At 38.3% G+C, this 10,504-nt stretch carries 6 protein-coding genes; all 6 read right to left on the bottom strand.

What is annotated here, in order from left to right; translation table 11 throughout:
- Window positions 1-99 precede the first annotated feature (99 nt).
- The 6 genes from fusA to rpoB all read right to left on the bottom strand — a co-directional run bounded on the left by fusA (window position 100) and on the right by rpoB (window position 10,214).
- Window positions 100-2,166 carry an elongation factor G gene (gene fusA, locus DER71_RS11195; protein ID WP_114458973.1) on the bottom strand — a complete coding sequence of 689 codons (2,067 nt, stop codon included), beginning with the start codon at window positions 2,164-2,166 and terminating at the stop codon, window positions 100-102.
- A 40-nt stretch (window positions 2,167-2,206) separates the two neighbouring features.
- On the bottom strand, window positions 2,207-2,674 hold the full coding sequence (rpsG, locus tag DER71_RS11190) for a 30S ribosomal protein S7 (RefSeq protein WP_114458972.1): 468 nt from the start codon (window positions 2,672-2,674) through the stop codon (window positions 2,207-2,209).
- Between the two features lie 15 nt (window positions 2,675-2,689).
- A complete protein-coding gene (rpsL, locus tag DER71_RS11185) occupies window positions 2,690-3,061 on the bottom strand; it encodes a 30S ribosomal protein S12 (RefSeq protein WP_114458971.1) in 372 nt (123 codons plus the stop codon).
- A gap of 20 nt (window positions 3,062-3,081) precedes the next feature.
- The gene (locus tag DER71_RS11180) at window positions 3,082-3,333 is read right to left on the bottom strand and encodes a ribosomal L7Ae/L30e/S12e/Gadd45 family protein (protein WP_114458970.1); all 252 of its coding nucleotides are present in this window, start codon (window positions 3,331-3,333) and stop codon (window positions 3,082-3,084) included.
- A 105-nt stretch (window positions 3,334-3,438) separates the two neighbouring features.
- Entirely contained in the window at window positions 3,439-6,930 is a 3,492-nt protein-coding gene (rpoC, locus tag DER71_RS11175; RefSeq protein ID WP_114458969.1) for a DNA-directed RNA polymerase subunit beta', read from the bottom strand.
- Between the two features lie 26 nt (window positions 6,931-6,956).
- A complete protein-coding gene (gene rpoB / locus DER71_RS11170) occupies window positions 6,957-10,214 on the bottom strand; it encodes a DNA-directed RNA polymerase subunit beta (protein ID WP_114474639.1) in 3,258 nt (1,085 codons plus the stop codon).
- Window positions 10,215-10,504 lie beyond the last annotated feature (290 nt).

Raw genomic sequence — 10,504 nt, 5'->3', positions numbered from 1 at the left:
CCATGGTCAACATGTCCTATTGTTCCTATGTTAACATGTGGTTTTGTTCTTTCAAATTTCTTTTTTGCCATCTTTTTTGTCCTCCTTAAAATATAAAAGTTATTCTCCCATAATTTCTTTAGCTATATTTTTTGGCGCCTTCTCATAATGAGAAAACTGCATTGTATAAGTTGCTCTACCCTGAGTTTTAGATCTCAGGTCAGTCGCATAACCAAACATCTCAGAAAGCGGTACAAATGCTTTAACAACCTGAGCATTTGCTCTTGGTTCCATTCCTTCAACTCTTCCACGGCGTCCGTTAAGATCACCGATAACATCTCCCATGTATTCTTCAGGAACTACTACTTCAACACTCATAACAGGTTCTAAAATAACAGGTGCTGCTTTTTTAGCCCCTTCTCTAAAGCCCATTGAACCAGCAATTTTAAATGCCATTTCTGAAGAGTCTACTTCATGATAGCTGCCATCATTGAGAACAACTTTAACATCAACTACTGGATAACCAGCAATAATGCCATTTTCCATTGATTCAATAATACCAGCTTCAACTGCAGGTATATATTCTTTGGGAATTGAGCCACCTACAATATTATTTTCAAATTCAAAACCTTCTCCCTCTTTTTGAGGGATAATATCAAGAACAACATGGCCGTACTGTCCACGACCACCTGATTGACGAATAAATTTACCTTCAATACCGGTTACTTTTTTGGTAATCGTTTCTCTGTAAGCAACTTTTGGTTTACCGATATTAGCATCAACTTTAAATTCTCTAAGCAGACGGTCAACAATTACTTCAAGGTGCAGTTCTCCCATACCCTGAATAATTGTCTGGCCTGTTTCCTCATCACTTCTAACTCTGAATGTTGGATCCTCTTCAGATAGACGCTGCAGTGCTTCACCTAACTTATCCTGATCAGCTTTACTTTTTGGTTCAATCGCAACATCTATAACCGGTTCTGGAAAGTCCATTGATTCCAGAATAATTGGATGATCCTGATCACACAGAGTATCTCCGGTACTTGTATTTTTTAAACCTACTGCAGCCGCAAGATCACCAGCATAAACTTCATCTCTTTCTTCCCGGTGATTTGCATGCATCTGAAGTATGCGTCCAACTCTCTCTCTTTTTTCGGAAGTTGCATTATATACATATGAACCAGCTTTTAATACTCCAGAATAAGCTCTAAAAAATGCTAATTTGCCAACATATGGATCAGCCATAATTTTAAATGAAAGTGCAGAAAATGGCTCATCATCATCAGCTTTTCTGATTTCCTCTTCTTCTGTATCTGGATTGATACCTGTAATAGGTGGTACATCCACCGGAGAAGGCATATAATCTATAACAGCATCAAGCAGCATCTGTACTCCTTTGTTCTTAAAAGCAGATCCACAGAGAACAGGTACTACATTTACATTCAGAACTGCCTTTCTAAGCAGATTTTTAATATCTTCCGTTGAGACACCTTCTTCCAGATATTTCATCATAAATTCATCGTCTTCTTCAGCTAAAACTTCAATCATTTTTTCCCTATATTCATCAGCAAGTTCCTGCATATCTTCGGGAATTTCCTGACGTTCAAAATTTACACCAAGTTCATCTTCATAAATCACTGCATCCATCTCTACAAGATCTATTACTCCATCAAAATTATCTTCACTACCAATTGGCAGCTGAATGGGTATTGCATTTGCCCCCAGTCTTTCACGCATCATGTCGACAGCTCTAAAAAAATCTGCACCCATTCTATCCATTTTATTTACAAATGCGATTCTGGGAACTTTGTATTTATCAGCCTGTCTCCATACGGTTTCTGACTGTGGTTCAACACCACCAACAGAACAGAACAGAGCAATTGCTCCATCTAAAACTCTAAGCGATCTTTCTACCTCTACTGTAAAGTCCACGTGTCCGGGCGTATCTATTATATTAATTCGATGTTCCTTCCATTGACAAGTAGTTGCAGCTGAGGTAATAGTGATACCTCTTTCCTGTTCCTGTTCCATCCAGTCCATTACAGACGCACCATCATGAGTTTCACCCATTTTATGAACGCGTCCTGTATAGTAAAGTATTCTTTCAGTTGTTGTTGTTTTTCCAGCATCTATATGTGCCATTATTCCAATGTTACGTGTTCTCTTTAGTGGAAATTGTCGGGCCACTATTCTCCCCCCTTATTAAAATTATACATCACGCAACTTATTACCACCTGTAATGTGCAAAAGCTCTATTGGCTTCCGCCATACGATGGACTTCTTCTTTCTTTCTAACTGCGCCACCTGTATTATTAAATGCTTCCATGATTTCACTAGCAATACGCTCTTTCATAGTTCTTTCTCCACGTGCACGGGCAGCGTTAATTAACCAGCGCAGACTTAAAGTAATTTTGCGATGTTCATCTACTTCTACCGGAACCTGATAGTTAGATCCACCTACACGGCGAGATTTAACTTCAAGAGCAGGCATTATATTATTCAAAGCTTCGTTTACTACTTCAATAGGATCTTCTCCGGTCTTATCAGCAATGATATCCAGAGCTCCATAAAAAATATTTTCAGCCAGACCTTTTTTACCATCTAACATAAGTTTATTAACAATACGGCTTATCAGTACCTTATTATATATTGGGTCAGGCATTATTTCTCTTTTTTCCGCTCTATTTTTACGCACTAAACTCCCTCCTTTTTATCTAGGTTTTTTAACACCATACTTGGAACGTCCCTGTTTTCTGTCTTCAACACCAGCTGTATCAAGTGATCCACGTACTATGTGATATCTAACACCTGGTAAATCTTTTACTCTTCCACCTCTAACTAAAACTACTGAGTGTTCCTGTAAGTTATGTCCAATTCCCGGGATATAAGCTGTAACTTCTTTCCCGTTTGTAAGGCGCACACGAGCTACTTTTCTCAAAGCCGAGTTAGGCTTTTTAGGTGTTGCAGTATATACCCTGGTACAGACTCCCCTTTTTTGCGGAGAACCCTCCAGAGCAGGAGCGGAAGTCTTCTTTTTAGTCTTCTGACGACCTTTACGAATCAGTTGGCTAATTGTCGGCATGCATTCCCACCTCCTTCCAATTATTTCAATAAGGCAGCAGAGGCAGCGGAAACATCTATTCCGCATTCTCTGCCCAGTTTCATTTTACTTTCGACCATTTCAAAAGGTATATTATTATCCTTAACAGCACAAAGAATTTCTTCTTTTATGTGCAGATCAATATCATCAGCAAGAAAAACTTTACTGACTCTTTTTTCTTTAATAGCCTTAAGAGTCTGTTTTGTACCGACAATAAGTTTAATATCATCAGTATCACAAAACTCAGTAAGCATTTCAGTCTACCTCCATAAGTATACTTAATTTACCGAGCACACTTAAGTATTTTAACACCTTTGTCTGTTCATGTCAACAAAGAAAATTTATTTAATCTGCTCAAATTATTCTGCAGAATTTTCTACATCACTTAATTCACTGGCTAGATCTTCAAATACTACTCCATCTTCATTAACAACTTCAATATTACGGTAATATTTCATTCCAGTTCCAGCTGGAATAAGCTGTCCAATTATTACATTTTCTTTCAATCCCAGCAGTGGATCAACTTTACCTTCCAGAGATGCTTCAGTTAATACTCTGGTTGTTTCCTGGAAAGAAGCAGCTGATAAAAAGCTGTCTGTAGCAAGTGCAGCCTTAGTAATACCCAGCAGTTCGGGCTCAGCTTTTGCAGGCTCCATATTTTTCTCATTCATTTCTTTATTGCTTTTTCGTAAATCGTATCTATTGATTAAACTGCCCGGAAGAAATTCTGTATCACCAGATTGAGTAATTTTAAGTTTTTTCATCATCTGCCTTATTATTACTTCAATATGTTTATCGTTAATTTCAACTCCCTGTGAGCGGTAAACATTCTGTACCTCTTCCAGAAGATAATTCTGAACTGCTTTTTCTCCTTTCACTTTCAGCAGCACATTTGGATCCAGAGGACCTTCAGTTAGTTTATCACCAGCAGTAACATATTGATCATTTTTTACAATCATCTTTGATCCATAAGGAATCTTATATGTCTTTTTCTTTCCATCTTCATTTTCTATTACAACACGTTTGGAGTTTTTCTTTTCAACTATTGTTACATATCCTTCTCTTTCTGTCATAATAGCCTGACCTTTTGGAGTTCTACCTTCAAAAAGTTCTTCCACTCTCGGCAGACCCTGAGTAATATCATCACCGGCAACTCCACCTGTGTGGAATGTACGCATTGTAAGCTGTGTTCCAGGTTCACCGATAGATTGAGCAGCAATAATACCAATCGATTCTCCAATATCTACAATTTCGTTTGTTGCCAGGTTTCTACCATAACATTTTCTACAGACCCCATGTTTTGCTTCACAGGTAAGAACTGAACGAATTTTTACTTTTTCTATACCTGCAGCATCTATCTTTTTCATCATCTTTCTGGTTATCATTACATTGTTTTCAACAATAACTTCTCCAGTATCAGGATCAACTATTTCTTCAGCAGTTACTCTACCTATAGTTCTTTCCGCAAGTGTTTCAACCGCTTCTGATCCTTTACCTCCGATAGATTCTACATAAATTCCTTCTTCAGTTCCACAGTCATCCTCTCGAACAATGACATCCTGAGAAACATCAACAAGTCTTCTTGTTAGATAACCTGAGTCAGCTGTTCTCAGCGCAGTATCTGCCAGACCTTTTCTGGCTCCATGAGTGGATAAGAAATATTCTAAAACATCAAGTCCTTCACGGAAACTGGATTTAATTGGAACATCAATAATTCGTCCAGAAGGATCTGCCATCAGCCCCCTCATACCTGCAAGCTGAGAAATCTGAGATGTATTACCACGAGCACCCGAAATAGCCATAATATAAATATTATTGTTCTCATCCAGATTTTCAAGCAGAGCATCTGTTACATCATCTTTAGTATTATTCCAGATATCAACAACTTTTTGATATCTTTCATTTTCTGTAATAGCTCCTCTGCGGTAATGTTTTTCAATTTCGTGTACATCATCTTCAGCTTTTTTTACAATTTTCTCTTTAATCGGAGGTATTTCTGCATCAGATACAGCAATTGTAATACCAGATCTTGTAGCAAAATCATATCCCAGTGATTTTATCTTATCCAGTGTTTTAGCCGTTTTATCACTGCCAACCAATTCATAAAGATCTGCGATTAAATCACCAAGTTTGCTCTTCCCAACTCTTTCGTTTATATAATCCATTTCTTCTGGAAAAGATTCATTAAATATTATACGTCCAATAGTGGTCTCTATTATCTCTCCATTAAGTCTGACTTTTACAGGTGACTGGAGATGTACTTTATCTGTATCATAGGCTTTAATTGCTTCATCACTATTGGCAAATATCTTGCCTTCACCTTTCATACCTGGTTTTCTGGATGTTAGATAAAATATTCCCAGCACCATATCCTGAGTAGGAATTGTAATAGGACTTCCATCTGAAGGTGTAAGCAGATTTGTAGTTGAAAGCATCAGCAGCCTCGCTTCTGTCTGGGCTTCTGCTGATAAAGGCAGGTGTACTGCCATCTGGTCACCATCAAAGTCAGCATTATATGCTGTACATACCAGAGGATGCAGTTTTATTGCTTTACCCTCTACCAATACCGGTTCAAAAGCCTGTATACCCAGACGGTGCAGGGTTGGTGCTCTATTGAGAAGTACGGGATGGTCTTTAATAGCTTCTTCTAAAATACCCCACACTTCCTCATCTACCTGTTCTACCATTCTTTTTGCATTTTTAATATTGTGGGCAAATCCCTTGTCTACAAGACCTTTCATTACAAATGGCTTAAAAAGTTCTAATGCCATTTTTTTGGGCAGACCACACTGATGCATTTTCAGCTCCGGTCCGACAACAATAACAGAACGGCCTGAATAATCAACACGCTTACCCAACAGATTTTGACGGAAACGGCCCTGTTTACCTTTAAGCATATCACTTAATGATTTAAGGGGTCTGTTTCCAGCGCCTGTTACAGGACGACCTCTTCGTCCATTATCTATCAGTGCATCTACTGCTTCCTGGAGCATTCTTTTTTCATTTCTAATAATTATTTCTGGAGCGCCAAGATCAAGCAGCCTCTTTAATCTGTTATTTCTATTTATTACACGCCTATATAGATCATTTAAATCTGAAGTTGCAAAACGTCCACCATCAAGCTGTACCATTGGTCTAAGATCAGGTGGAATAACTGGCACAACTTCCAGAACAAGATTTGAAGGAGAAAGTCCGGATTCGTCCAATCCTCCCATTACTTCAAGCCTTCTAACAGCACGCTTTTTTCTCTGTCCTGTTGCTTCTTTAACTTCTTTTTTGAGTTTCTGTACTTCTTTTTTTACATCTATTTTATCTAGAAGTTCTTTAATAGCCTCAGCACCCATAGCTGCTTTAAAACTATTACCAAATTTATTTCTTGCTTCCCTATATTCACTTTCCGACAGAAGCTGCTTCTCAGACAGTGGTGTGTCTCCTGGATCAGTAACTATATAATGAACAAAATATATAACTTTTTCCAGTGCTCTAGGTGACATATCCATAATTAAACCCAGTCGACTTGGAATACCCTTAAAAAACCAAATGTGTGTACATGGTGCAGCAAGTTCTATATGACCCATCCGCTCTCTTCTAACTTTAGATCTGGTTACTTCAACTCCACAGCGGTCACATACAACACCCTTGTAGCGGACCCGCTTATATTTGCCACAGTGGCACTCATAGTCTTTGGTAGGCCCAAAAATCTTTTCACAGAACAAACCATCTTTTTCTGGTTTGAGTGTGCGATAATTTATAGTTTCGGGTTTTTTTACTTCACCTCTCGACCAGTCACGAATCTGTTCTGGAGAAGCAACTCCGATCCTCATTGAATCGAAATTATTCACATTTAACAAGGGTCTCTCCCCTTTCTATAATGTAATTATTCGTCATCATCATCTTCTTGATCACGATTAAGTTTTAAATCTGTATCAAGTCCAAGTTTTTTAGCAGTTTCAGCCATTTCATCTTCATTTTCTGCAACCTGAAGTTCTTCTTCATCTTCAGTAAATATTCTTGCATCCAGACCAAGACTCTGCATTTCTTTTATCAGTACCTTAAATGATTCTGGAATACCCGGTTCTGGTACATTTTCTCCTTTAACAATAGCCTCATATGTTTTTACTCTTCCTACAACATCATCAGATTTTACTGTCAGCATTTCCTGAAGAGTATAGGCAGCTCCATAAGCTTCAAGAGCCCAAACTTCCATCTCTCCAAAACGCTGCCCGCCAAACTGAGCTTTACCTCCTAGAGGCTGCTGTGTTACAAGAGAATATGGCCCAGTTGATCTGGCATGTATCTTATCATCAACCAGGTGGTGAAGCTTTAATATATACATAACTCCAACAGTTACTCTATTTTCAAATCTTTCACCAGTTCTTCCATCATAGAGAACTGTTTTACCATCTCTGCTGAGCTCAGCTTTTTCCAGAATATCTTCAACTTCTTTCTCTGTCGCACCATTAAACACAGGTGTTTCTACATGAATACCAAGAGATCTTGCAGCCATCCCCAGATGTGTTTCCAGCACCTGACCAATATTCATCCGCGAAGGTACTCCAAGAGGATTTAATACTATTTCCACCGGTTCACCATTTGGCAGAAAAGGCATATCTTCTTCAGGTAATATTCTGGAAATAACTCCTTTATTACCATGGCGGCCAGCCATTTTATCTCCAACAGATATTTTTTTCTTGTTGGCAATATACACTCTTACCAGTTTATTTACACCTGGTTTAAGTTCATCACCCTGTTCCCGAGAAAATACTTTAACATCAACTACTATTCCTTCCTCACCATGAGGAACTTTTAAAGATGTATCCCTAACTTCTCTCGCCTTTTCTCCAAAAATAGCTCTTAAAAGTCTTTCTTCAGCAGAAAGTTCTGTTTCTCCTTTTGGAGTAACTTTCCCGACAAGAATATCTCCTTCTTTTACTTCAGCTCCGATTCTTATAATTCCGCGGTCATCTAAGTTTTTGAGGGCATTTTCCCCAACATTGGGAATATCCCTTGTTATTTCTTCAGGTCCCAGTTTAGTGTCTCGATCTTCTGCTTCGTGTTCTTCAATATGAATTGAAGTAAAAGCATCTTCTTTCACCAGTCGCTCACTAATTAAAATAGCATCCTCATAGTTATATCCTTCCCAGGGCATAAATGCAATAAGAGAGTTGCGTCCCAGAGCCAGCTCACCTTTATCTGTTGAAGGACCATCAGCAATAATGTCACCTGCTTCAACCCTCTGACCTTTTTCTACAATAGGACGCTGATTCATACAGCTGCCCTGATTGGATCTCTTAAATTTGAGAAGTTTATAACTGTCTATTGAACCTTCATCATTTTTTATTAATATTTTATTTGCTGTCACTCTGCTGACAGTACCGGAATTTTTGGCTATGACTACAACACCAGAATCTTTTGCCGCCTTATGTTCTATACCTGTTGCAACGCGAGGTGCATCTGTAATCATAAGTGGAACAGCCTGACGCTGCATATTTGCTCCCATTAAAGCACGGTTAGCATCATCATTTTCCAAAAATGGGATCATTGCAGCAGAAACTCCAACCATCTGCTTGGTAGAAACATCCATGTAGTCAAGATCTTCCGGATGAACTTCTAAAATGTCGCCCCTTTTACGGGCAATAACAAAATCATTTACATAGTTTCCATCATCATCTATTTCCGCATTTGCCTGTGCAATAATATATTTATCTTCTTCATCAGCAGTCAGATAATGTATTTCATCTGTTACCCTGCTGTCGACTACTTTTCTATATGGGGTCATCAAAAATCCAAATTCATTTGTCTTAGCATAGGTGCTCATAGAACCTATCAAACCGATGTTTGGTCCCTCAGGTGTTTCAATCGGACATATACGACCATAATGTGAATGATGAACATCACGCACATCAAATCCAGCTCTCTCCCGACTTAAACCACCAGGCCCCAGTGCACTGAGCCTTCTTTTATGTGTTAACTCTGACATAGGATTTGTCTGGTCCATAAACTGAGAAAGCTGACTGCTTCCGAAAAACTCCTGAATAGATGCGACTACAGGTCTTGTGTTAATTAAAGCCTGTGGAGTAACAACATCTATATCCTGAATTGTCATTCTTTCTCTAACAACTCTCTCCATCCTTGATAAACCAATTCTAAACTGATTCTGCAGCAGCTCCCCAACTGTTTTCAATCTGCGGTTACCAAGGTGATCAATGTCATCAATGTATGCATCTTCTTCATTATATATAAGTTTTACCATATATTGAACCGTTGCTACAATATCATCTATATGAAGATATTTTCTGTCTTTATCAATATCCAGTCCTAATTTCTTATTTAATTTGTACCGGCCAACTGCAGCCAGATCATATCTTTTGTGATCAAAAAATAGAGAATTCAGTAGATTAGTGGCACTTTCAACTGTCGGCGGTTCACCTGGACGAAGTCTTTTATACAATTCTATAAGTGCTTCATCCTGTGATTCTGTACTATCTCTCTCTATTGTGTCATGTACAACTTCTGAATCACCAAAAAGCTCCAATAATTCTGAGTCTGTTCCAAAGCCTAACGCTCTAAACAATACTGTTGACGGCATTTTTCTTGTTCTGTCAACACGCACTGAGATAATACGTTTTTTGTCATATTCAAATTCTATCCAGGCTCCTCTGTTTGGAATAATACTGCCCGAAATTAATCTTCTTCCATCCTTTGTTCTCTCATCGTCAAAATAAACACCAGATGATCTAACCAGCTGATTAACCACAACTCTCTCGGCACCATTAATAATAAAAGTGCCTTTTTCTGTCATAAGTGGAAAATCGCCCATAAAAACTTCTTGTTCTTTTACTTCTCCTGTTTCTTTATTAATTAGTCTAACCTTCACCTGTAAAGAAGCAGAATAAGTATCATCCCGATCACGGCATTCTTCAACCGTATTTTCAGGATCTTCAAGATAATAATCAACAAATTCTAATACCAGGTTTTCGGAAAAATCCTCGATTGGAGAGATTTCTTCAAAAACCTCTTTCAAACCTTCTTCCAGAAACCACTGGTAAGAGCTCAACTGTGTATAGATCAGATCTGGTAAGTCCATTGCATCTTCTATCTTGCTGAAACTATATCTTTCCCTTACCGTTGACATCTTTGCACCCCCAGGAAATACTTAATAATTTAAACAATACTTTCCCATTATAAACTTTTTTATTTACCTTATAGACATCTACTAATATTAACACAAGTCAACTGGGTTGTCAATATTTTTTAGAAAAATAGAGTTTGCCCAAAATTATTTTTAGAGCTGCAAAAAAGAGACTATTATTAAAATATTATTATCTATAATAGAGTAGGACCAGCCTTTCAGCTGGGACCCCTCGTCAAACTGCACGTACGGTTCTCCCGTATACAGCTTTCCGTCAGTCGTTGCCCCGTCTC

This window comes from Halanaerobium sp. DL-01, from assembly GCF_003338615.1.
Classification (GTDB): domain Bacteria; phylum Bacillota; class Halanaerobiia; order Halanaerobiales; family Halanaerobiaceae; genus QPJE01.
Note: the sequence above shows the minus strand (reverse complement) of the source record. Positions and strands in the feature narration are given on the sequence as shown.

Bases quoted from the DNA above. Each gene is read 5' to 3' on its own strand.
- rpsL (WP_114458971.1), bottom strand. From the start codon at position 3,061: ATGCCGACAATTAGCCAACTGATTCGTAAAGGTCGTCAGAAGACTAAA.
- DER71_RS11180 (WP_114458970.1), bottom strand. From the start codon at position 3,333: ATGCTTACTGAGTTTTGTGATACTGATGATATTAAACTTATTGTCGGT.
- rpoB (WP_114474639.1), bottom strand. From the start codon at position 10,214: ATGTCAACGGTAAGGGAAAGATATAGTTTCAGCAAGATAGAAGATGCA.